Below are 20,520 nucleotides of genomic sequence, written 5' to 3'. Positions count from 1 at the left end.
TATTATTAAACTACTTGCTCACAAAGAAATAGTAATTATATCCGTATTAAAATGAAAAAGTCTTGTTTCTTGGTTCTTTGCGCTTGGTTCTTTTTCAGTATGTTTGGTGAATTTTTTGACAGCCGCAGATGAATAAATTCTGGACTTATTTAAAAACTAAAGACTTTCGAAACAACTTTCTGGCGGCCATAGGTACGGTATTGGCTATTGTGCTCATTGCTTATTTAAGTTTAGGCCAGTACACACGGCATGGTTCGGGCATACCGGTACCGCAATTAAGCGGCCTACCTGTTGAACGCGCTACGGCCTTGCTAGACCAGCAAGGCTTCCGTTATCAGATTGACTCAGTGTATGTGCAGGATAAAACGCCTGGTACCATCATTCAGCAAGACCCTGACCCAGGTACTAACGTGAAAGAAGGACGTACTATTTACCTCACTATGGTAACTACCCAGGCTCCAACTATCTCTTTACCGGATATTGAACAAAGTACTTACCGCGAAGCCGCTGCTATATTATCAAACAATGGTTTAAGAGTTGGTGACACTACGTACAAGCCCGATATTGCTCGCGATCGCATTCTGGAAATCAGCTTTAATGGACAGCCAATTAAAACCGGATTCCGTTTACCTAAAGGTTCAAAGGTTGATTTGGTATTAGGTGATGGTGCAGGTGCTAATGAGGTAGATATACCCGATTTAATGAACCAGGATTTGGATGCTGCACGCTTCGCCATAAAAGGTTCAGGCTTAACTTTGGGAACGATTACTTATCAGGGAGCGATTACTGATTCATCGAGCCTGGTAGTGGTATCGCAATCACCGATGCGAACGGATTCAACCAGTAAAACCAGTATTGGCACCCGTGTTAATTTAACTGTTTCACAAGCTAAAAAGCAAGATGAACAACAGCCCGAGCCACCACAACCCTGAAATTAGCGCTACTGAGCTAAAGCAGCGTTTGCAAAATGCTGAAAATCTGTTTTTACTGGATGTGCGGGAGCCGGTTGAATACCATACCTATAATATAGGTGGCATTAATATTCCTTTGTCTAAACTAGCTGAAAGCCTGAGTAACATCAGCCAACACCAGGGAGATGAAATAGTATTGGTTTGTCAGGCCGGGTTAAGAAGTAAAACAGCACAATCTATTTTGCTTGAAAATGGTTATACACAAGCAAGAAACCTGACCGGCGGATTGCTGGCTTTAAGAAAACTACAACAATAAAATATTTTATACATAGCTATGGCTAATCAAACTTCATCAGGCAGCACGTTTAAAAAGTTTATTATTGCTTTGGTGGTGCTTATTATTGTGTCGCTGGCGCTTACTGGTATCTTTTACTACCTGCGCTATTTTGGGCCGAATGTAACTGGCAAGCAAGAGTTTTTGTACATCCACACCGGTGCCAGCTTTCCGGAAGTTTACCAAACTGTACGTGAAGAAGGCATTGTGAAAGATTCTACCTCTTTTTTGTGGGCTGCGCATAACATGAAGTACACCGACCGTGTAAAACCTGGAAAGTATCGTTTAAAAAGCGGCATGAGCAATCATACCTTAATCAGGATGTTGCAACTGGGCGAGCAGGAGCCTGTACAACTAGCGTTCCATTCTTCCAGTAAACTACGTTTAAAAACACAATTTGCCAGCTATGTTTCCAAACAGCTAGAGCCCGATTCGGTAGTATTGATCGGGTTACTGGATTCAGCCAAGTTTGTAGCCCATTATGGTTTTACGCCCGAAAACGTGTACACCATGATTTTGCCTAACACTTACCAATTTTACTGGAACACAACCGGGATCAATTTCTTTAAACGAATGCATCAGGAATATGAAAAATTCTGGAATGCCGAGCGCAAGCAAAAAGCAGCAGCTTTAAACTTAACACCTATTCAGGTTTCAATTTTAGCTTCTATTGTTGATGCTGAAGCTTTACATGATGATGAAATGCCTACCATAGCAGGCTTGTATTTAAACCGCTTGCACCGGGGCATCAAGCTGGAAGCTGACCCAACTGTAATTTATGCAACCGGTGATTTTACCATTCACCGGGTGCTGAACAAGTATTTGACAAACAATTCACCTTATAACACTTACCAACATACAGGTCTGCCTCCAGGACCTATTATGATGCCATCTATTAACGCTGTAAATTCGGTGCTGGATTATAAGAAGAGCGACTACATTTATATGTGTGCCAAAGAAGACTTTTCAGGCTATCATAACTTTGCTAATAACGTAGCCGACCATTTGGCTAATGCCCACCGCTTCCAGCAAGCGCTTAATGAAAGGGGGATTAAGAAATAATGCTCGTTCATAGTACTAAACTTCGGATACGTTATAGCGAAACCGACCAAATGGGCGTGGTATATCATGGCAATTATGCACAGTTTTATGAAGTAGGCCGTATTGAAATGCTACGCAGCATAGGGTTAGATTACAAGTGGATGGAAGAAAACGGCGTAATTATGCCCGTACTGGAAATGAAAGGACGTTTCCTGAAACCAGCTTTGTATGATGATGAAATTACAGTAAAGGTGATACAGGAGAAAATGTCGGGTATTAAAATTCATTTTAAATACGAGTTATATAATTCTCAAGATGAACTAATTCATGTAGCTGAAACCCTGCTGGCTTTTTTAAATAAAGAAACTAAACGCCCCTGCCTGCCCCCGCAGGAATTTATAGACCGTATCAAGCCTTATTTTGATTAACTTTGGTTAATGAAGAGGCTGCACCGATTGTTGTTAAGGATAAGTGTTTATCGGGCGTTTATTGAATGGACTAAAACTGTATTCCTGCCAGGCTTCCGGCCATTGCCACTATATACTATAGCAGTTTTCTTTATTGGCGAGTTACAAAAGAGCTCACTCATTAACCGGGCTTCGGCATTGGCCTACAACTTTATGCTGGCCATGTTTCCGGCTACTATATTCTTGTTTACACTTATCCCCTTTATACCCATACATAATTTTCAAGGCAAATTACTTGATTTGCTTTCAGTTATATTGCCAGCCAACGCCTTTTCAGCAATGAAAGGTACCATCATGGATATTGTCAAAAATCAAAATGGCAAGCTCCTCTCCTTCGGTTTTGCTTCCGCCTTGTATTTTGCAGCCAATGGTGTTTACAACCTGATGCAAGCCTTCAATAAATCATCGCTAACGCTAGAAAACCGTAGCTGGATGAAACGGCGTTTAATATCATTGGTGTTAACTATTGTAATTAGTTGTTCACTGTTCAGCGCTATAGCCATACTTATTGCCGGGCAAGCCGTTGTTCACTTTTTGAAGTCGCATGTTTTTTCTACGTGGCGCATTTGGTTTTACCTCATTGCTTTGATCCGCTGGATTATTGTTGTGGTTATCTTTTTCGTGGTAGTATCTATTCTATACCGCTACGGCCCTGCTCATAAACGCCGTTGGAAGTTTTTAAGTCCGGGTTCTATACTGGCTACTACCCTGGCTGTACTTACCTCACTGGGTTTTTCTTACTATATCAATCATTTTTCCTCTTACAATAAAATATACGGATCTATAGGTACACTCATCGTTATGATGCTGTGGTTATACCTAAATTCATTAATAATTCTCATCGGATTCGAATTAAATGCCAGCGTTGACCTATCTAAACGCAGCATCAAGATTGTAAAACCACGTGTAAATACCTTCCGTAACCACAAAAACAGGGTCATTCAATAAATTTTTCTCCTTGATAATCAATCACTTTTTCAACAAAGAGGCACTTTATCAAAAAAAATGAAAATCAAATTTGCCAATTCAGTCCGGATTTGTACTTTTGTCCCCGGAGAGTTGGCAGAGTGGTCGATTGCGGCAGTCTTGAAAACTGTTGACTGTAACAGGTCCTGGGGTTCGAATCCCTAACTCTCCGCCAGATAAGAAGTTAAACTTCCGAAAGCCCTTAAATTATTAATTTAAGGGCTTTTCTGTTTCTTATGCATCTCAAAGCATTCATATATAAGATGGTTTGTCTCCCGCAACGATCATGAAGCTTTCTAGAATTAGTATCTTGTGGCTGATTATTGCGCCATTAATACTCAAAGTATAGCATCTATTCTGTAATAAAAGGCTGCAGTACAATAATGGACTAGAATAAATTATTAAAAAAACTTTTGTTGGATAAGGCTATACAAAATTAGGCATGAGCAGGAATTTAGAAAGGCAACTAGTGGTTATTAAGAACAGACTATGTTTGCTAGGCACATTCCTTGTACCTCTATTACTAGCAGGCTATTTTGGGTGGTACACCTATGAGATTGACCGCTCTTTAGTACCAATTAGCGGAACTATTCACTCATTTGAAAGAAAGGGTACGCATAGCACGCGTCGCAGAATTTTCAGCCTGGAAGAATACCGTACTAGCTTTGTACGATATGATGAAGGGCTTCATGATCTTTTTATCCGAAACTTGCTTTATGATATTCATGAGCCGCCACCACATACTGCAATTGAACCGATCTACTACTTGCAACCACAGTTAAAACCCCGGCAGCAACGGCAGGTTAGCTTATTTATCCGAAAGCAGGATTGGAACGCCTTACAGAACAGAAACCGCACAATACCTTTCTTTTACTTGCTCCTAATACCAAACCACTCGTCGCGTAGCGGGTATTACCTGGACCTTTACTTATTTGTATTCCGCAGTAACTATGGGGTATTAGCCATGTTTGTTTCGCTTATGAGTTTTCTAGGTTGCTGCTTGGGTGCAACCTGGTGGTACGAGCGATATAAAGCGTTGCAAGTTTATGCTATAAGTATCATTATTTTGCACGTTGCCATATTTATGTTTTAACTAAATGTCACCTATGGGATTCATGAGTAAAAAAGTTCCGCAGGATGCTAATAGTAAACAACTGGTCAGAAGTAAAATGAATTTTCGTGAAAGCGCCAAAATTGCCTTTTATGCACTGATTGTTATCTTCATTGCGGTTATAGTCGTCATTATCTGGAAAATCTATTTGGACAATGAACAACAAGGCCTTTCTAACATTGGCGAGGCACAAGACCTTCCTTACAGCCGTTACAGCCGCGGAAATGGAAAAATCTATTATCTTAAAGTGGGCTCAGGTTACTATGATGTGGATAGTGCAGATGCAGGTACCTTCAAGGCTTTTAATACGGTAAATGATCGCGGAACAATGGGCAAAGATGCCAGGCATGTATTTTTTAAAACGGCAATTGTACCTGGTTTGAAACCCGAAGAAGTAATTTACATGGGTAATAATTTTTGTAAGACTAAGCATGGCATTTTCTACGGGAACACACATTTGAAAACGGCAGATTCGGCTTCGTTCCACTACATCAGGAATTATTATGCTGCAGATGGAAAACATTTGTACTACAAACAAAACGTAGTCATTGGAGCAGATGCTAATTCTCTACAAGCCATTATTTATGATACAGAACATGGAAATCCACCTGATGAATACATTCGAGACCGGAATCATGTCTATTTCCGTGGTATATGCATAAAGGGAGCACAACCTTCAGCATTTACCTTCTTGAAGGTAGAAGACGACGCGTGGGATACGCAGTACGCGTTTGATGGTGTGCATTATTTTAATGAGGAGCATGAAGTACTAGTGGATCAGGATGAGGCAAAAACGCAGCTGAAATTACTCAGCCTAGATAAAGGTTTTGGCTGGTATGGCATTTTTTACCAAGGCACCGAAATTTACTGCTATGATACGGATAGACATGAGTTGGTTTTCATGGGTAGCCGCGATAATAGTACACCATTTTCCAAGATCGATCGCGGCATTTTTACAGACAATCGGCACCTATATTTTACGTTCGGTAAGTGGAACCGATCTGGCGGACGTATGCCTCAATATATAGGACACACAACGGGACTATGCGTGGTAAAGGAGGCTAATCCGCACACTTTTAAAGCGGCGGGTAGCTTTGTTACCCAGAATAAAATAGAAGGCACTCTATACCGGTCGGGAAAACTTACTTATTTCCACCCGAGCTTTCATGCCCAAGGCAATTACAGTCCCGGCTTGATGTTGATGAAGGCGGATGGAACAACTGAGCAGCTTCCTACTAATGATGGCCTATCAAAATTCATCAGGGATGATAGTGGAACTTCTATCTTCAGTTTACAGTTCTACAAAAACCTACTCAAGGCAGATTCTGTTTACGATGATTATTAACGGCTAGCAGACTTAACAGTTGCTCTGTAACCCCAATAACTCATGCAATTTATACACTAACTCCTTTTCATTATATAGCTTAACCCCAGTTAAAATCAACTACTCTCCCATTGAGCTTCCACTTGGAAGGGTACGGGTTTACCATCCAATCCAGCGGCTCGCCAGTAGGTTGCACTTTTGCGGCTCTGGCAAAAGCTTCTTTAACAGCCGCCTTTTGCTCTGCCCCTATAGCTTCTAACTCTGCTGAAATAAATAATGGAGCCCCGCTTTCTGCCAATAGTTGCAGCCATTGCTTGTTTTTACCCCAAGGTACATCTTTCGTTAAACCTACACAATCTCCATCGGCCGCATAAAAGGTGTTATGTTGCGGTAAGCGAAAACCTAAGGTATTAACCCCCATTTTGCGCGTACGAGCCCATTCTTTCCCACTGGTATCATCTCCTATTCTGTTCAATTCAAATAGCCCAGCCGATAGGTGGCTCATCGTGTTACAACCAATTACATACATATCTCCGGCAGCTTCCCTAATGGAGTGGTACAAATGATTGATAATTTCCGCATTGGTTTTGGTATCATCATTAAACTTCCAGCCTGGCACGGTAAACTCATCTTTCATTTGAGAACCCCAGCGGCCAAATATATCATACGATGTAAAGTCATGCTTTACCATTTCATACCCCCACGAACGATAAGTAGTTAGGTTATATTTTATCCGCTCAATGGTTTCAGGTACAGTTGGGTCTAGTATTAAGTCTTTAATTCCTTCGTTTCTGCCTTTTATTTTAGGCGCTAGCAAGTTAGGTTTATCATTGTCCTTTGCCACCAATGGCCGTGTCCACAGTCCGGGGCGCATGCCCAAGTGTTTAATTTCTTGAGCCATAAGACGCATATCCTTAAACTTCTCGTTGGGTTTTGAAAAGTCATCAGGCACCTGCCAGCCATCATCAATAAGCGAAAAAGGCCGGTTAGCCACATCGGTTACTAGCTCGGCCATAAAGGCAGTCTGGCTCTTTATACTATTGAACGAATTGTTGCCATATACCGCATACCAGTCATTAATGCCGTAAACAGGTTGTTTAGGCAGCCGTGGTTTAGCACACATTATACTGCAAAAACGGGTAGCTGTTGCAAAAGGCGTTTCTCCTATTTTACTATCAGATACCACAATGTCAGCAGCATGTAGCTTTCTTTGTCCCAGCTTTACGCCAACGCTCCCGGAGTGTGTATCCATCATTAGTTCAATAGCGTTATCATCAATCGTCCAGTAGCAAATGGTATTAAGGCAAGTTTTTACGCCAAAGCAGGCGGTGTGATGTGTATCATGCAGAAGTATATACCAGGGTAATTTAACGCCTGTTTGAGGAGCGTTCCAAGCCAAATCACCATAAGAGCGTTCCCAGTGGTCGCCCAACACCTTAGCATAGGATGAGGTGTTGTACTTCCATTGCAGCCTGATGCCTTGCAAGCTTATTGAGGGGGATTGTATATAAACTGACTTTGCATGTCCACTGGTTTTCAGTTCTACATGAATATCCTGGTAAGAGAACACGTTACCGCCAGCGCTGGTTAGCTTCACCCAATGATCATCAAACTTTGCCCATGCTTCATCCGGATGGTTAATTAAAGTCAAATTTGCGCTACTAGCGTAAGTTATTCTGCTATACAATATAGTGGCAGCTGTTGTAGCCGAAAGCTTTAAAAAATTACGTCTGTGCATATAGATTCCGCTCTAAATGTATTTTACGCAACCAATATAGTTTCTTATTATTCAGACCTGCATAATAAATTGTAATATTTATCGGAATGAATTTTACCTCATCTATTATAGGATTTGAGTTTAACCCTATGGTGGCTGTAATTTAAAGTGAGATAACTTGTATTATAGCAAATTCGGGTAATCAGAAATTATACCGTCCACTCCCCATGCTTTTAGTTTCTTAATATCAGCTTCTGTGTCAACCGTCCATGGAATGATCTTAATTTTCAAAGCATGGCAATCTCTAACTAGCTGCTCATTAACTAACTTAAATGCAGGACTGTAAATACTAGGCGTAAAAGATAGTTTTGACAAATTTTCTTTTAAATCCTTTGCCTGAACCAAATATAAAGTTGGAATTTCAGGGTACTTCTGATGAATAATTTCTAGTGTACGCGGATCAAACGACTGAATGATAACTCTTTTTACAATTTTTTTTGAAAGCACCACCTTCATCATTCGTTCAACAAATTCTTCTGGTGCTGGATGGAGTTTATTATCGCCGGCGGGAGTGGTTTTCGTTTCAATATTGTATTGCGGTAAGGGCTTGTGATACCGCTTTGCATAAGTTTCTACACTGTCAATAAGCTCTGCCAGTGTTGGAATACATGTTTTTACCAGTTGCTGTTGAGGAAAAAGCGGGTAGTATTTTTGACCACAAATATACTTTCTAATAGTTGCATAATTCATCTGGTATAACACAAGTAATTTTTCCTCCTCCTTGCTGATCGTATCTCCGTTCGGTTTTAAGGCGATTGATGAATTAATATGTTGATCATGTGAGATAATTGGAACTTTATCTTCACTGAAAGAAATATCCATTTCTAAAGTAGCTCCAAGATCAATGGCTTTTTTCATTGCCGGAATTGAGTTTTCCGGAAGTAATCCCCGGCAGCCACGATGCCCTTCTTTGTCAAAGCTTGGTTGAGATTGTGCGGATGTTGATATAAAAATCATTATCAACAACAATAGTACTTTTTGATAAGGTTGCATACACTTAGGGCTTTTATGTCAGGCTATTTAAGATGTTTGTATAATCAAACTACTAAGTTCAAAAGTACCACATGAATGTTAAGGCATCTTTAAATTACAGTAAGCTTAAATGGTAATGGTTTAACAGATAAACTGTATGGGGTTGGTATAAAAATCCTGCGTTTAGGATTGCAGATCAAATTAATTTCAACTAATCTTACGGTTTTAATTATCCAAGAAGGGAACTAAACACAGTTAAAAAGTTTTATTTCAACAATTATGGAAGCAAACAAAATCCTGTTTTTTTCAGCTAAGCCTTATGATAAGGCTTTCTTCACGCAACATAATGCAGCTTATGGGTTTGAGTTAGATTTTTTGGAAACCCATTTAGGCCCGCATATTGTAAATGCCGTAGATGAAGGAACATTTGCAGTTTGTGTTTTTGTGAATGATAAGCTAACCGCAGAAGTTATTGAAGTACTAGCCGACAAAGGTGTTAAAGTAATTGCTTTGCGTTGTGCGGGTTTTAACAACGTACATCTGGAAACTGCCAAACGGCTAGGTATTCGTGTATGCCGTGTACCCGCCTACTCACCAGAGGCTGTGGCTGAGCATGCCGTAGCCATGTTACTGACCCTAAACCGAAAAACACACAAAGCTTACAACCGGGTACGTGAACAAAATTTTGCTTTAACCGGATTGCTGGGCTTTAACTTGCATGGCAAAACGGTTGGTGTTATTGGCACCGGGAAGATTGGTAGGGCCTTCTGCAAAATTATGCTAGGTTTTGGGTGTAAAGTAGTAGCTTATGATTTGTTTGAAGATAGCGAGTTGAGCAACTTAGGCGTACAGTATAGCACATTTGAAGAAGTGTTGAAGCAGGCGGATATACTATCATTACATTGCCCACTTACGCCTGACAACAAATACTTGATTTGTCAGGAAACATTAAACTTGATGAAGCCAGGGGTAACAATTATCAATACTAGCCGTGGCGGACTTATTCATACCAGTAATACCATCGAGGCACTTAAAACCGGGCAAATTGGGTACTTAGGCATTGATGTATATGAGCAAGAAGACAAGTTGTTTTTTAAAGACCTTTCCGGTATGATTATAGAAGATGATACCATTCAACGCTTGATGAGCTTTCCGAACGTGCTTGTTACCGGGCATCAGGCGTTTTTTACCGAAGAAGCCCTTTCACAAATTGCCGAAACAACGTTGCATAACGTTCAACAATTAAATAAGGGTGAAGAGCCTGATCCTGCAGTTATTTTGATATAACCGATATGCATCACGATATGCATAAGGGCTACTGTTTAAACAGTAGCCCTTATTTTATACTTGTCAGAAATATAAGCAATATATTTAATAAGCAGTCCAGCCGCCATCAGCAACAATTACGGCACCATTTACAAAGCTGGCATCAGTTGAAGCAAGGAATAATGCTATGGTAGCAATCTCATCTGCTTCACCACTACGCGGATTGAATGCAGCGCCAGAAATGGCTTTCTGCAGTCCGAACTGGTTGGGTGATTGGATAGTATCGCCAATACTGGTGTTAACGCCACCAGGTGCAATAGCATTACACCGAACTCCCTGATCCGCATACTGAAAAGCCACATTTTTGGTTAGACCAATTAATGCATGTTTTGAGGCAGTGTAGGCTGCTCCTGCTCTTGAACCTTGTAACCCTCCAACAGAAGCAATATTAATAATGGTGCCCGATACTTTTGTTCTAAAAATTGGTAACGATTTACGGATGGTACGCATAGGTCCTGTTAAGTTAACACCCATTACTCGTTCCCAAAGTTCGTCTGTTACTTCTTCGGCAGGTACAAAGTTGTCCATGATACCAGCATTGTTGACCAGAATATCCAGTGTACCATAAGTATTTACTGCCGTATCAATCAAAGCATCCACATCGTGTTGGATAGCAATATTTCCAGGTACTGCAATGGCCATACCACCTATAGCATTAATTTCTTCAGCAACTTGCTTAATGCCACTTTCGTTAATGTCTGATAATACTACTTTTGCACCTTCTTTAGCATACAGTTGAGCTATGGCTTTACCCATACCCGCAGCAGCACCGGTAATAACCGCTACTTTATTCTCTAGCTTATTCATACTTTTTGCTTGGAAACAGGAAATAAATTAATACTTGGTAGCTTCTTAGTTGATTTTGGAATCAACCACGTAGTACTTTATTGCTTTTAATGAAAAAAGCGCTTCATTTACCTCGTACTGTAAGGTTGAAAAATCTTCAATAAGGCGAATGCCTATTGTATTTGACGTGCCTGTAATTAAGGGTTCCAACTCGTTCATGAAATGAACAATGTTTAGGTACAACTGGCGGTGCCTTTCGCCAGCCTGAGCTAGTGTGTTAGCTATTGTAGTTGTGTTGGTATGCGGCTGGTAGTAGGTATTCCAATTAGGGTTGGCGATTAATTGCTCCAGAAAATGCTGCTCGCTATTCAGGAATTCTACATCTGATAGCCATTGTTTACCGGTTAAATACAGTTCCTGCAATTCGGTATTTAGTTCTTTGTCTGTAATTGTTGCTGCCATGATTCAATGCTTTACAATACAAAGTTCTCTCTATCTCACCCTTTGCCCAATGCTCCGCATCACGCAGGAATATGATCGTAGTCAATTTGATAGATAAAAAGGCATTAAATGTAATAACATACAGATATTTACGGACAAGAAAATTATAAACAAAGTTTTAAAAACTACATGCAGTTTGAATAACTTAAGAGGTTATTTTTCAATCCATTGTTTATACATAACAACTAAGCTACAGAATCGATCCTGTTGATTAAGCAAACTTTATATGAGTTTTGCAGTTAAATTATGAATTCTAATTATTACTCATCAAAATACTATTTTATGAAATTCCCATTAATAATACCAGGATTGTTTATGGTGGCCGTTATGGCTCAGAGTTGTGTTAGCACTAAAAAATACACCGATTTGCAAGGGCGGTATAATCGCTTAGATAGTAATACCCGCGATTTGCGTGGTCGGTTTTTATTAAGTGAACGTAACCTAGCCGTAGTAAATGGCCGGGCTAAGAGCTTGGAAGAGCAACTGGCTTCTGAACGTTCTAATGCTAAAGGCTTACAAGAAGCGCTGAACAAATGTTTAAACTCCAGCAGTCAGGGTAATGTTAATATATCAAAACTGGTAGATGAAATTAACAGCTCAAACAAATACATTCAGCAACTGGTGAACGCTAAGAACAAAAGCGATTCATTGAACATGGTTTTGACGAATAATTTAACACGTTCATTAAGTCAGCAGGAAATGAAAGATGTGGATGTACAGGTGTTAAAAGGTGTGGTTTACATATCATTGGCTGATAATATGTTGTATAAATCAGGTAGCTATGAGATTTCAGGTGCTGCCGGTGAAACACTGAGCAAAATATCGAAGATCATTAATGATTACAGCACTTATGATGTATTGATTGAAGGTAATACAGACAATGTGCCGATTGCGCAGAAAAACATTCGTAACAATTGGGATTTAAGTGCTTTAAGGGCTTCTTCAGTAGTTCTGGCTTTACAAACCAACTATGGTGTAGATCCAAAACGTTTAACAGCAGGCGGACGTGGTGAATACAACCCGATAGCTGATAACAGCACCGAGGCTGGCAGAATAAAAAACAGACGCACCCAAATTATCATCACCCCTAAACTGGATCAGTTTATGGATTTGATAGGTAAAGCGCCTGAAAAGCCGCAGCAATAAAAAATTTGATAAATTAAAAAGACCGGTAAAGCTACCGGTCTTTTTTGTTGCGTTTCGCTTTATCTTAGTTGTTTATTGATATAAAAGCTTGTGGTTTAATCTTCATCATCACTATAGCGGTCATTTTGCCAAGGGTACGCAGTGTTTGAATAACCCCTATCTTCCCAAAAGCCCAATTTATCGGCTGTTAAAAATTCAATACGCTTTATCCATTTAGTACCCTTCCAAGCGTAAAGCTGTGGGGTAATCATGCGTACGGGGCCGCCATGTTCAATCGGCAATGGCTGGCCTTCGAAAGTATGCACTAGCAGCACATCAGGTTTCAAAGCTTCTTCTAAAGATAAATTAGTAGTGTAAGTATCATACCCATAGCATAACACATGCGTGGCAGTTTCTTTAGGGCGCACCAATGCAGCTAAATCCAGCATGCTTACCCCTTTCCAATGCATGTTCAATTTAGACCAAGTGGTTACACAATGAAAATCAGAAACATCTTTAGTTTGTGGCAGGTTCATTAATTGTTTCCAGGTTAAGCGCATAGGCTCTTCCACAGCACCATCAATGGACAATCGCCAGCGGTCAAGCAGAATATCAGGCTGATAGCCTAAATCCAACACAGGCCATTTAGTAGTTATGGTTTGACCAATAGGAACCACTGGCATACCATGCCGGTTAGCGGGTCCTGAGCCTTTAGGTGCGTTGTCGGAAACGGAAGGTGTTTGCTTCATTTTTTCTTCAAACCGCGCTTTTAATTTCATGCGGGCTTCTATTATCCGATCTAATTTATCTGGTTCTTCCATATTCCTGTTCTGCTTGGCTATAAAGTTAGCAACTAAACTATCTAACTACAATCAAAATCCGAAATCATCATTAATGCGGAATGCCTGATAAAACAGTATAACTTGCGCTTCAATGTTAAGCGATAAAGAAACTACCCGTATCAGCAAGTTTTTAAGTTTAGTGCTTAGGCACCAACCCGATGTTATTGGTATTGAACTAGATGAAAATGGATGGACTGATGTGAGCACTTTATTACAGCACATGAATAACCATGGCATGAAAATCAGCCCTGCTATTCTGGAACATGTAGTAGCTACCAATAATAAAAAGCGGTTTGCTTTTAATGAAACACATATGCAAATCAGGGCAAGCCAGGGGCATACAGTAAACATTGATCTGGGATACACGCCCATGCAACCACCTAATGTTCTATACCATGGCACTGCTACACATCATGTAGCATCAATAATGCAGGATGGGCTGGAAAAACGTAGCCGCCAACATGTTCATTTGAGTACAGACCGCGATACAGCCATCAAAGTTGGACAGAGACATGGCCAACCTGAGGTGTTAATTATTGATGCACAGAGCATGTACAAAGATGGATATACTTTCTATATATCAGATAATGGCGTTTGGTTAACCGACTACGTGCCTCGTCAGTATATTACAAGTAGTCAGCATTAAGCTTTTACCGGAGTAGATGCGCCGGGTTTTGCTTTCAGGCTTACTCCGGCTTTCAATAGCTCCTGAGTAATGGTGCGGGTGTACGTTTTAATCTCTTCCTGAAAATCGGTTATAGAAGCACCTGACCGGATTTCTTCTAATCTTTTTTCCCAGGATCCAGTTAGTTCTGCCTGCGCAATTTTCTGATCTTTCACTACTTCATAAACAGCAAGCCCAGTACCTGTAGGTACCAGGGTTTTCTTTTCGCGAGCAACATAATCTCTCTTAATCAGTGTTTCAATGATAGCTGCACGTGTAGCCGGTGTACCTAAACCGCTGTCTTTCATAGCGTAACGCAACTCATCATCATCAATCTCTTTACCAGCTGTTTCCAGAGCTTTCAGTAAGGAAGCTTCGTTATAAAGTGGCTTGGGCTTGGTTTGCTTTTCCAATAAGGCTTTCTCGGTTATGGGCAGCAACTCTCCCTGCTGTACTTTGGGCAAGGCTGGGTTCTCTTCATCCTTTTTGTCGTCATCAGTGTCGTTAAATACGGCACGCCATCCAGGTACGCTAATTACAGTACCAGTAGCAATGAATTTAAATCCTGATTCTACTACAATCTTGGTTATTTCTTTAATACAATCCTGATGGAAAGCTTCTAACATGCGCCCTACTACCAAGTCGTATATGGCTTGTCGGTCAGCAGATAGCTGATGTGCAGTCTCACCTGTTGGTAAAATAGCATGGTGGTCCGTTACCTTTTTTGCATTTACACTACGCTTGCTCAACTTAACGCCTTGCAAATAAATAGCCTGCTTACCAAAATCCGGATGGCCGGTAAACTTATCAATTAAAGCTGAAATGCCGGCAAATACATCATCACCAATATACCGGCTACCGGTACGTGGGTAGGTAACCAGTTTGCTTTCATACAAGCTTTGCAAAATAGATAAGGTTTGGTCTGCCGTAAACCCTTTCCGCTTGTTGGCTTCCTGCTGCAAACTGCTTAAGTCATGCAATAATGGAGGTAGTTCTTTGCGGGGCTTGGCTTCTACACTTATAATATTTGCGCCTTGCGGAAAACCTGTTGGTACATCCTCTACTTTGTCTAATACAGCTTGGGCTTCTTCTTTGGTTTTGAAATTCTTGTCAGATAATGCTCTGAATACCTGCCCTCTTTTATCAACCTGAATACTGACCTGGTAATAAGTTTGCGGCACGAAGTTTTTGTTTTCAATATACCGGGAGCAAATCATAGCTAGCGTAGGCGTTTGCACCCTACCTAAAGAAAGCACCGACCGGGTACCTGCAGAAATACTTAACGCCTGCGTAGCGTTCATGCCTACCAGCCAATCAGACTGTGAACGGCAATGTGCCGAGTTAAACAAAGTATCATAATCACTTCCAGGCTTCAAGTTGCGGAAACCATCTTTGATGGCTGCATCTGTTTGTGAAGATATCCAAAGCCGCTTAAAAGGCTTCTTGCATTTTAAATAATAATAGATATATCGGAAAATGAGTTCACCTTCGCGCCCGGCATCCGTAGCAACAATAATTTCCGTAGCCTCTTCAAACAAGTTTTTAATAATATCCAGCTGTTTTTTAACTGCCGGATCTTCAACTACGCCATCTTTAGTTTTTACCTTCCGAATAGAAAGCTTGAACTTTTGTGGCAACATGGGTAAGTTTTGCACGCTCCATCCATAAAAGCCATACTCCTGAGGTGGGGCCAGTTGCAGCAAATGGCCAAAAGCCCAAGTAAAAGTATAGCCTTTGCCTTCAATATAGCCTTCACGTTTAGTGTTAGCTCCAAACACTTTGGCTATTTCACGGGCTACTGAGGGCTTTTCTGCAATGATTACTTTCATGTAGTAGATTGAGGGTGGAGTTTCTCCGGATTTTAGTTCCAGTTATTACCCATCTATATTCAATTCAAAATTAAGCAAATCGGTAGCATACCGCAATTTTGTGGAAAACTGATGTACTGAATTGCCTGCTACATGGGTTGCTTTCTAGGATACTGACACAATCACTCCGCCCTTTATTACCTTTGTAGTATGGATTATTTCAAGCAGCTGCTCAACTTGCTAAATATTGAACGCAACGATGACCGGAAAGCTTATCAGCAACTTACCCAAAATACCTCAGCAGCCGATCGCAGAGCGAATGGCCTTTCCTGGTACCCGGTAGCTATTCGCGGAACAGAGCCTAGCCGTGGCGATTATATTACCGTAGAACTGGAACGCACCACACATAAGGACATAGCACACCAATTTCGTTTTGGTGCATCGGCTGCTTTACTTTCTAACCACAATTCTGCTAAAGATCGTGTTGAAGGAACAGTAACTTATCAAAGCGGCGACCGGATGAAAATCACTTTGTTTACTGAGGAACTGCCAGACTGGTGCCAAGACGGAAAACTTGGTGTTGACTTGCTGTTTGATGATAATAGCTATGAAGAAATGCAAAATGCACTCAAACTAGCTGATGCATTAAGTAAAAAAGCTGAAGAAGGCCGGTTAATACAAATATTAACCGGTGATAAAGCACCAGCTTTTTCTATCATAAACCAGCCAGCTCGACCTAATAACTTGAATGCTTCACAACATGCGGCTGTTGAAAAAATAATAACTGCTCAGGATTTAGCTATTGTACATGGCCCGCCAGGTACAGGTAAAACAACCACGCTGGTTCAAGCCATTAAAGCTTTGATTGAGCAAGGCGAAAAACAGGTTTTAGTGACAGCCCCCAGCAATACTGCGGTTGATTTACTAAGCGAAAAACTATCGGGCGAAGGTTTAAATGTATTGCGTATTGGCAACCCGGCACGCGTATCAGACCGGTTGATGGCTTTAACGCTGGATAGTAAAATGACCTCGCACGAGCAGACAAAAGAAATAAAGAAGCTTAAAAAGCAAGCTGCCGAATACAAAAACATGGCCCATAAATACAAGCGTAATTTTGGCAAAGCCGAACGCGATCAGCGTAAAGCCTTGTTTGATGAGGCTCATAAAATCATGAAAGATGTTAGTAAAACCGAGCAATACATTGTTGATGATTTAGTGAGCAAAGCACAGGTAATTGCCGCAACGCTGGTAGGTGCTAATCATTACACTATACGTAACTTAAAATTTAAAACAGCCATTATCGATGAAGCCGGACAGGCACTGGAGCCTGCCTGTTGGATACCCCTATTAAAAGCTGAAAAAGTGATTTTGGCTGGCGACCATTGCCAGTTGCCACCTACCATTAAATCGGCCGAGGCAGCTAAAGGTGGTTTAAGTACTACCCTGCTCGAAAAATGTATTTCGATGCACCCCGAAGCTGTAATCCTATTGGAAGAACAACACCGCATGAACGAAGCTATAATGCAGTTTTCATCGCAAGAGTTTTACCAAAATCGTTTAAAAGCAAACAGCATGGTTGCATATCAATTATTGTTTACAGGCGATATGCCGTTGACTTTTGTAGATACGGCAGGCTGCGGATTTGATGAAAAATTGGAAGGCACCAGCACCACGAACCCCGAAGAAGCTACCTTTTTAATCAAGCACCTGGAACAACTCGTTACCGAATTAAACGAACATTATACTACTGAGAACTTTCCGACTATTGCTATTATCTCGCCTTACAAACAGCAAATCAGGGTTTTGAACGAGTTGTTTATTAATTCTCCTGTTCTGCAACAGCATACTGGTAAAATTGCGGTAAATACCATTGATAGTTTTCAGGGGCAGGAACGTGATGTAGTGTACATCAGCATGACACGCAGTAACACCGAAGGAGATATTGGTTTCCTTGCTGACATACGGCAGATGAACGTGGCCATGACCCGCGCCCGAAAAAAACTGGTTGTAATTGGTGATAGCTCAACCCTGGCACAATTACCTTTTTACACAGACTTCATTGCTTTTGCCGAGCAGATTAATGGGTACCAGAGTGCATGGGAGTTAATGTAAGCAAAACTTGCGAGATATAAGGATATAAATAAGAGTTAAACTTTGGAAAGTAATAGCAGATGATATCTATTTTCCAAAATTTTAAGTTGCATAGCGAATTGATCTTATTGCTATATTGTTGGCCACTAGCTACTTTATACCCATTTAAGTTATAAACCTTTATTCTACTTTAATCGTGAAAACATCTAACTGTCTGAAAGCAATAGCTTTGATATTCCTATTACCAATCTGCTGTTTGGCACAAAAGAAAGATAATAGACCATCAGAAAAAAAGATGCGTGCTTATTTAATGGTGTACTTTAAAGATGATACGCATGGTTTATACATGGCTTTAAGCGCAGACGGTAACAGTTTTACTGATGTAAACAATGGTAAGCCCATTATTGCTGGCGACACAATTGCCGAACAAAAAGGTATAAGAGATCCATACATCTATCGTTCACCCGATGGGATGTTTTATCTGGCGCTTACTGATTTGCACATTTACGCCCAAAAACAAGGGTATCGTACCACGCAGTGGGAACGTGATGGTAAAGCGTACGGCTGGGGTAATAATCGTGGATTGGTGCTGATGAAATCTAAGGATTTGATTCACTGGTCACACAAGGTTTTAAGGGTAGATAGAGCTTTTCCTGAACTAACCGATATTGGATGCGCATAGGCTCCTGAAATGGTTTACGATGAAAATAACAACAAAACAATGCTGTATTTCACCATGCGTTTTGGCTCGGGTAAGGAAAAGGTTTACTATACTTACATGAACAAAGATTTCACCAGTATGGAAACTTTGCCTAAATCTTTATTTGAATACCCCAATGGCGTTCCATACATTGATGCGGATATCACCAAAGTAGGTAATCAATACCATATGTTTTACTGCTCACATGATGGTACTGCCGGTATTAAGCAAGCCATATCTGATTCTGTAAATACAGGCTACAAGTATGACGCTAAATGGTATGATCCAGAAAAAGGCGGATGCGAAGCACCCACCATTTATAAGCGAATAGGCCAAAACAAATGGGTGCTGATTTACGACATTTACAGTATACGCCCTAACAATTTCGGCTTCAGTGAAACTTCAGACTTTATTAACTTCACTAATCTGGGGCATTTTAATGAGGGTATTATGAAGGCTACAAATTTTTCTATCCCGAAACATCCGGCTGTTATACAATTAACTAGAAAAGAAGCGCAGAAATTGGCGATCAACTGGCACTTAGATATGAAGTTTTAAAGCATGAAGATGGTGTATACCATCTTGTTCATTGCCTTAATACGCAACATTACTCGCTTACCGGAACTTAATTTATAATGAAAATTATTCTTAGAAGTTTCTATTCGGTAGGTTTAGACAAACCTGTTTCTTTCCTCACCACTGGCGCTATTTTGGTGCCCAATAATTCAATTGCTTTTAATACATCTTTATGCGGTGTTAAACCGGTAACCAGCTGGGCTAAAAAGCGGGTGTTATGAAACATTTCATATTGTTCCATAATCTTGTCTATAGCTAATTGCACATCGCCTACTACCAACGGACCAAATTTGCGTAACGACTCAAACTGATGCCGTGTCATGGGCGACCATCCACGATCGCGCCCTACCCGATTCATCAAGGCTTCGTAAGATGGGTAAAACGCATCAACAGCTTGGGCTGAAGTTTCGGCTACTAAGAATTGCGAACTGATACCCAATTGTAATTGATTTACATCATGACCTGCCTTTTGTGCTGATTCACGGTAGAGTTCTACAAAGGATATGAACTGCTGAGGCGAACTACACAAAATGGCAATCATCATGGGCAAACCCAGTTTACCGGTGCGGATTGCTGATGCTGGTGTACCACCTACGCCCAACCATACTGGTATAGCTTCCTGATAGGGTCTTGGATAAATACCTCTGTTAGGTATGGGTGCCCGGAACTTACCTTGCCAGTTCACCACTTCCTGCTGGTTAATTTGTAATAACAGGGCAAGTTTTTCAGTAAACAATTCATCATAATCATCCAGATTGTAACCGAATAAAGGAAAAGATTCGATGAATGAGCCTCGTCCTGCAATCATTTCTGCTCTGCCGCCGGAAATCAAATCAACAGTGGCAAAATTTTGGAAGGTCCGTACCGGATCAGTAGAACTTAGTACAGTAACAGAGCTGGAGAGCTTAATATTTTTAGTAACAGCAGCAGCAGCAGCCATAAAAATTTCAGGAGCCGAAATCACAAAGTCAGGGCGGTGGTGTTCGCCAAAAGCAAATACGTCCAAGCCAACTTCATCGGCAAGTTTTACTTCTTCTAACAACTCTTGTACACGCTGATGAGCATGTACGGCTCTACCGGCAACCCCATCAGGCGTTACTTCTCCGAATGTACTAATTCCTAATTCCATTTTATTGTATCTGAGTATAAAGCTACGTGGAAACTATAAAGGTAACGAACTGTTGGCGTCTTCGTTTCA

The 20,520-nt window shown here is 40.8% G+C and carries 20 protein-coding genes and 1 tRNA gene; 14 read left to right on the top strand and 7 right to left on the bottom strand.

All coding sequences use genetic code 11. The annotated features are described in order from the left end of the window. Positions 1–128: 128 nt before the first annotated feature. The 8 genes from HH214_RS20500 to HH214_RS20465 all read left to right on the top strand — a co-directional run bounded on the left by HH214_RS20500 (position 129) and on the right by HH214_RS20465 (position 6,175). The gene (locus HH214_RS20500; RefSeq protein WP_169610828.1) at positions 129–932 is read left to right on the top strand and encodes a PASTA domain-containing protein; all 804 of its coding nucleotides are present in this window, start codon (positions 129–131) and stop codon (positions 930–932) included. Next, complete coding sequence (locus HH214_RS20495; RefSeq protein WP_169610827.1) at positions 901–1,227, top strand: rhodanese-like domain-containing protein; 327 nt, start codon at positions 901–903, stop codon at positions 1,225–1,227. Before HH214_RS20500 ends, HH214_RS20495 begins: the two co-directional genes overlap by 32 nt. A gap of 18 nt (positions 1,228–1,245) precedes the next feature. Then, positions 1,246–2,307, top strand: coding sequence for an endolytic transglycosylase MltG (gene mltG / locus HH214_RS20490; RefSeq protein WP_169610825.1), 1,062 nt, complete (start codon positions 1,246–1,248; stop codon positions 2,305–2,307). Continuing rightward, on the top strand, positions 2,307–2,714 hold the full coding sequence (locus HH214_RS20485; RefSeq protein WP_169610823.1) for an acyl-CoA thioesterase: 408 nt from the start codon (positions 2,307–2,309) through the stop codon (positions 2,712–2,714). The genes mltG and HH214_RS20485 overlap by 1 nt, the downstream gene beginning before the upstream one ends. A gap of 9 nt (positions 2,715–2,723) precedes the next feature. Further along, positions 2,724–3,701 carry a YihY/virulence factor BrkB family protein gene (locus HH214_RS20480; protein WP_169610821.1) on the top strand — a complete coding sequence of 326 codons (978 nt, stop codon included), beginning with the start codon at positions 2,724–2,726 and terminating at the stop codon, positions 3,699–3,701. A gap of 105 nt (positions 3,702–3,806) precedes the next feature. Then, positions 3,807–3,894, top strand: a tRNA-Ser gene (locus HH214_RS20475). A 267-nt stretch (positions 3,895–4,161) separates the two neighbouring features. Continuing rightward, the gene (locus tag HH214_RS20470) at positions 4,162–4,812 is read left to right on the top strand and encodes a hypothetical protein (RefSeq protein WP_169610819.1); all 651 of its coding nucleotides are present in this window, start codon (positions 4,162–4,164) and stop codon (positions 4,810–4,812) included. Between the two features lie 22 nt (positions 4,813–4,834). Beyond that, positions 4,835–6,175, top strand: coding sequence for a DKNYY domain-containing protein (locus HH214_RS20465; protein ID WP_169610817.1), 1,341 nt, complete (start codon positions 4,835–4,837; stop codon positions 6,173–6,175). 79 nt (positions 6,176–6,254) lie between these two features. On the opposite strand, the gene HH214_RS20460 is transcribed toward HH214_RS20465, so the two are convergent. Together HH214_RS20460 and HH214_RS20455 are read right to left on the bottom strand one after the other, a co-directional pair. Then, the gene (locus tag HH214_RS20460; protein WP_169610815.1) at positions 6,255–7,892 is read right to left on the bottom strand and encodes an alpha-amylase family protein; all 1,638 of its coding nucleotides are present in this window, start codon (positions 7,890–7,892) and stop codon (positions 6,255–6,257) included. Positions 7,893–8,054: 162 nt separating this feature from the next. Next, entirely contained in the window at positions 8,055–8,924 is an 870-nt protein-coding gene (locus HH214_RS20455; protein ID WP_169610813.1) for a glycerophosphodiester phosphodiesterase, read from the bottom strand. A 258-nt stretch (positions 8,925–9,182) separates the two neighbouring features. On the opposite strand from HH214_RS20455, the gene HH214_RS20450 reads away from it, so the two are divergent. Further along, positions 9,183–10,190 (top strand): 2-hydroxyacid dehydrogenase, encoded by a 1,008-nt coding sequence (locus HH214_RS20450; protein WP_169610811.1) that lies wholly within the window; start codon positions 9,183–9,185, stop codon positions 10,188–10,190. An 84-nt stretch (positions 10,191–10,274) separates the two neighbouring features. Here the strand turns inward: HH214_RS20450 and HH214_RS20445 are convergent, their stop codons facing one another. After that, a complete protein-coding gene (locus HH214_RS20445) occupies positions 10,275–11,036 on the bottom strand; it encodes an SDR family oxidoreductase (protein WP_169610809.1) in 762 nt (253 codons plus the stop codon). Between the two features lie 45 nt (positions 11,037–11,081). Continuing rightward, positions 11,082–11,477 (bottom strand): hypothetical protein, encoded by a 396-nt coding sequence (locus tag HH214_RS20440; protein WP_169610807.1) that lies wholly within the window; start codon positions 11,475–11,477, stop codon positions 11,082–11,084. A gap of 321 nt (positions 11,478–11,798) precedes the next feature. Between HH214_RS20440 and HH214_RS20435 the strand changes: the two genes are divergently transcribed. Further along, positions 11,799–12,662, top strand: coding sequence for an OmpA/MotB family protein (locus tag HH214_RS20435; protein ID WP_169610805.1), 864 nt, complete (start codon positions 11,799–11,801; stop codon positions 12,660–12,662). 95 nt (positions 12,663–12,757) lie between these two features. Here the strand turns inward: HH214_RS20435 and HH214_RS20430 are convergent, their stop codons facing one another. Next, positions 12,758–13,462: a sulfite oxidase-like oxidoreductase gene (locus HH214_RS20430; protein WP_169610803.1), complete on the bottom strand. Its 705-nt coding sequence runs from the start codon at positions 13,460–13,462 to the stop codon at positions 12,758–12,760. Positions 13,463–13,574: 112 nt separating this feature from the next. Here HH214_RS20430 and HH214_RS20425 point away from each other — a divergent pair, with 112 nt between their 5' ends. Further along, a complete protein-coding gene (locus tag HH214_RS20425) occupies positions 13,575–14,129 on the top strand; it encodes an RNA 2'-phosphotransferase (protein ID WP_169610801.1) in 555 nt (184 codons plus the stop codon). Here the strand turns inward: HH214_RS20425 and HH214_RS20420 are convergent. Further along, positions 14,126–15,976 carry a DNA topoisomerase 3 gene (locus HH214_RS20420; protein ID WP_169610799.1) on the bottom strand — a complete coding sequence of 617 codons (1,851 nt, stop codon included), beginning with the start codon at positions 15,974–15,976 and terminating at the stop codon, positions 14,126–14,128. The genes HH214_RS20425 and HH214_RS20420 overlap by 4 nt on opposite strands. A 189-nt stretch (positions 15,977–16,165) precedes the next feature. On the opposite strand from HH214_RS20420, the gene HH214_RS20415 reads away from it, so the two are divergent. From HH214_RS20415 to HH214_RS20405, 3 genes are all read left to right on the top strand, one after another. Beyond that, on the top strand, positions 16,166–18,067 hold the full coding sequence (locus HH214_RS20415; RefSeq protein ID WP_169610797.1) for an AAA domain-containing protein: 1,902 nt from the start codon (positions 16,166–16,168) through the stop codon (positions 18,065–18,067). Positions 18,068–18,302: 235 nt separating this feature from the next. Next, positions 18,303–18,728, top strand: a complete 426-nt coding sequence (locus HH214_RS20410) for a glycoside hydrolase family protein (RefSeq protein ID WP_169610795.1) — start codon at positions 18,303–18,305, stop codon at positions 18,726–18,728. Positions 18,729–18,767: 39 nt separating this feature from the next. Continuing rightward, positions 18,768–19,304: a glycoside hydrolase family protein gene (locus HH214_RS20405; RefSeq protein ID WP_169610793.1), complete on the top strand. Its 537-nt coding sequence runs from the start codon at positions 18,768–18,770 to the stop codon at positions 19,302–19,304. A 100-nt stretch (positions 19,305–19,404) separates the two neighbouring features. On the opposite strand, the gene HH214_RS20400 is transcribed toward HH214_RS20405, so the two are convergent. After that, entirely contained in the window at positions 19,405–20,451 is a 1,047-nt protein-coding gene (locus HH214_RS20400; RefSeq protein WP_169610791.1) for an LLM class flavin-dependent oxidoreductase, read from the bottom strand. Between the last annotated feature and the right edge of the window lie 69 nt (positions 20,452–20,520).

Origin of the sequence: Mucilaginibacter robiniae (assembly GCF_012849215.1) — a bacterium.
Taxonomy (GTDB): Bacteria; Bacteroidota; Bacteroidia; order Sphingobacteriales; family Sphingobacteriaceae; genus Mucilaginibacter; species Mucilaginibacter robiniae.
The sequence above is the reverse complement of the archived record's forward strand: the minus strand, read 5'-3'. Positions and strand labels throughout refer to the sequence as shown.

What these genes read in the sequence shown, in the direction of transcription:
- HH214_RS20450 (WP_169610811.1), top strand. Translation starts at nt 9,183, where the DNA reads ATGGAAGCAAACAAAATCCTGTTTTTTTCAGCTAAGCCTTATGATAAG.
- HH214_RS20470 (WP_169610819.1), top strand. Translation starts at nt 4,162, where the DNA reads ATGAGCAGGAATTTAGAAAGGCAACTAGTGGTTATTAAGAACAGACTA.
- HH214_RS20435 (WP_169610805.1), top strand. Translation starts at nt 11,799, where the DNA reads ATGAAATTCCCATTAATAATACCAGGATTGTTTATGGTGGCCGTTATG.
- HH214_RS20420 (WP_169610799.1), bottom strand. Translation starts at nt 15,976, where the DNA reads ATGAAAGTAATCATTGCAGAAAAGCCCTCAGTAGCCCGTGAAATAGCC.
- HH214_RS20415 (WP_169610797.1), top strand. Translation starts at nt 16,166, where the DNA reads ATGGATTATTTCAAGCAGCTGCTCAACTTGCTAAATATTGAACGCAAC.
- mltG (WP_169610825.1), top strand. Translation starts at nt 1,246, where the DNA reads ATGGCTAATCAAACTTCATCAGGCAGCACGTTTAAAAAGTTTATTATT.
- HH214_RS20500 (WP_169610828.1), top strand. Translation starts at nt 129, where the DNA reads ATGAATAAATTCTGGACTTATTTAAAAACTAAAGACTTTCGAAACAAC.
- HH214_RS20480 (WP_169610821.1), top strand. Translation starts at nt 2,724, where the DNA reads ATGAAGAGGCTGCACCGATTGTTGTTAAGGATAAGTGTTTATCGGGCG.
- HH214_RS20460 (WP_169610815.1), bottom strand. Translation starts at nt 7,892, where the DNA reads ATGCACAGACGTAATTTTTTAAAGCTTTCGGCTACAACAGCTGCCACT.
- HH214_RS20465 (WP_169610817.1), top strand. Translation starts at nt 4,835, where the DNA reads ATGAGTAAAAAAGTTCCGCAGGATGCTAATAGTAAACAACTGGTCAGA.
- HH214_RS20440 (WP_169610807.1), bottom strand. Translation starts at nt 11,477, where the DNA reads ATGGCAGCAACAATTACAGACAAAGAACTAAATACCGAATTGCAGGAA.
- HH214_RS20405 (WP_169610793.1), top strand. Translation starts at nt 18,768, where the DNA reads ATGCTGTATTTCACCATGCGTTTTGGCTCGGGTAAGGAAAAGGTTTAC.
- HH214_RS20485 (WP_169610823.1), top strand. Translation starts at nt 2,307, where the DNA reads ATGCTCGTTCATAGTACTAAACTTCGGATACGTTATAGCGAAACCGAC.
- HH214_RS20400 (WP_169610791.1), bottom strand. Translation starts at nt 20,451, where the DNA reads ATGGAATTAGGAATTAGTACATTCGGAGAAGTAACGCCTGATGGGGTT.
- HH214_RS20445 (WP_169610809.1), bottom strand. Translation starts at nt 11,036, where the DNA reads ATGAATAAGCTAGAGAATAAAGTAGCGGTTATTACCGGTGCTGCTGCG.
- HH214_RS20495 (WP_169610827.1), top strand. Translation starts at nt 901, where the DNA reads ATGAACAACAGCCCGAGCCACCACAACCCTGAAATTAGCGCTACTGAG.
- HH214_RS20455 (WP_169610813.1), bottom strand. Translation starts at nt 8,924, where the DNA reads ATGCAACCTTATCAAAAAGTACTATTGTTGTTGATAATGATTTTTATA.
- HH214_RS20430 (WP_169610803.1), bottom strand. Translation starts at nt 13,462, where the DNA reads ATGGAAGAACCAGATAAATTAGATCGGATAATAGAAGCCCGCATGAAA.
- HH214_RS20425 (WP_169610801.1), top strand. Translation starts at nt 13,575, where the DNA reads ATGTTAAGCGATAAAGAAACTACCCGTATCAGCAAGTTTTTAAGTTTA.